2 protein-coding genes and 1 pseudogene are annotated in these 1,234 nt (G+C 37.3%); 1 reads left to right on the top strand and 2 read right to left on the bottom strand.

Annotated features, from left to right (window positions below; genetic code table 11):
- Positions 1-232: PLP-dependent transferase (locus tag AC30RD_RS09625; protein WP_489494336.1), on the bottom strand; the 232-nt coding region annotated here is incomplete at its 3' end.
- Position 233: 1 nt separating this feature from the next.
- The gene (locus AC30RD_RS09620) at positions 234-701 is read right to left on the bottom strand and encodes a hypothetical protein (protein ID WP_489494334.1); all 468 of its coding nucleotides are present in this window, start codon (positions 699-701) and stop codon (positions 234-236) included.
- Positions 702-785: 84 nt separating this feature from the next.
- Here AC30RD_RS09620 and AC30RD_RS09615 point away from each other — a divergent pair.
- Positions 786-1,223 (top strand): annotated as a pseudogene (locus tag AC30RD_RS09615) (YebC/PmpR family DNA-binding transcriptional regulator); the annotation flags it as partial.
- Positions 1,224-1,234 lie beyond the last annotated feature (11 nt).

The following is a 1,234-nucleotide window of genomic DNA, read 5'->3' as shown; positions in this document are numbered from 1 at the left end:
TTGCGAGTGCAGCTTCACCACCCTCCAATGCAGCAAACCTTTTTTCAAATACATCGGTTGTTGGATTGTTAAGGCGTGTATAGATATTGCCTAGCTCTTTGAGGGAAAAAAGATTGGCTGCGTGTGCAACATCTCTAAATTCGTAAGCTGTAGTTTGGTAGATGGGTACTGCCATAGTGCCTTGTGTATCTTTGTCGTAACCGGCGTGAAGGGCTGTTGTTTGTAAGTCCATTTTATTCCTTTGTTTGTGATTTTGTATCGATTTTCAGGGTTTCATTTTTAAGGTTTTGTAAAAACTCAAGTATATTTTTTTGATAGGCGAGGGTGTCTTCATCTTCTGCCAAATCTAAAAACGGCATAAGGGAATCTATATCTATTTTTTTTGCATAACGGGGAACAATTTTGAGCTCTTTTTGAATACTGAATATAAGTGAGTCTATATCAAGCCCGTTTTTGTTTTTAACTTTGTTTACGAGCTCTTTGGTAGAGAGTAAAAGGAGATTTGCTCTGTCCTCATCACCTGCATAGATATCTAAGGCGGTTTGTTTTACTAAGATATAGTTTTCAACTTTTATAGAATTGTTTGCAGCAATAATGAGCGCAAATATTTTGGCTCTAAACTCCAAAGAGCCGTGATGATGCACAAAAATTTCACGAAAAGCATTAAAAAAATAGTGTTTTATCCTAAACCCAAGTCGCATATATATTCCTTCTTGCGTATTATACACTCTAAAGTTTTTAAAAATGGTATAATTGCGAAAAATATATTGAGAATAGGAATTTTTATGGGTAGAGCATTTGAATACAGAAAAGCATCCAAACTAAAAAGATGGGGGGCGATGTCAAAACTGTTCCCAAAACTCGGTAAGGTGATTACTATGGCAGCAAAAGAGGGTGGGATGGATCCAGATCTTAACCCAAAACTTCGCACCGCTATCTTAAATGCCAAAGCGGAAAATATGCCAAAAGATAATATCGAAGCAGCTATCAAACGTGCAGCAGCAAAAGATAGTGCCGATATGAAAGAGGTAAATTTTGAGGGGAAAGCCCCCCATGGTGTTTTGCTTTTTATTGAGTGTGCAACCGATAATAACACCCGTACCGTTGCTAATGTTAAAAGTATTTTAAACAAAAATGGTGGAGAGATGCTTACAAACGGTTCATTGGAGTTTATGTTTTCCCGTAAGGCACTTTTTGAGTTTGAACTCAAAGAGGGAATCGATTAGAGGAGTTG

This window comes from Nitrosophilus sp. (genome assembly GCF_982775275.1).
Note: the sequence above shows the minus strand (reverse complement) of the source record. Positions and strands in the feature narration are given on the sequence as shown.